General features: G+C 68.7%; 1 pseudogene. It reads right to left on the bottom strand.

From position 1 onward, the window contains the following. A pseudogene (locus WDW90_RS40415) lies at positions 1–233 on the bottom strand (oxalate/formate MFS antiporter); the annotation flags it as partial.

Below are 233 nucleotides of genomic sequence, written 5' to 3'. Positions count from 1 at the left end.
CCGTCCTCAGCGAGATAGCGCGTGCGCATCGGCTTGAGCACGAACAGCGCGAGGAAGGCGGCCGTCGCGTTCAGCCCGATCACGATCGCAAACACCGCCGACCATCCGTAGGCGGCCGAGACGAGGCTGGCGAACGGCACCAGGAAGGCGGCCGTGCCCTTGGCGGTGTAGAGCATGCCGGCGTTGGTGGCCGCGAACTTCGAGCCGAAGGTGTCGCCGCAGGTCGCCGGGAA

This window comes from Methylobacterium nigriterrae, assembly GCF_037106235.1.
Taxonomy (GTDB): domain Bacteria; phylum Pseudomonadota; class Alphaproteobacteria; order Rhizobiales; family Beijerinckiaceae; genus Methylobacterium; species Methylobacterium nigriterrae.
This window is presented reverse-complemented; position numbering and strand designations above follow the sequence as displayed.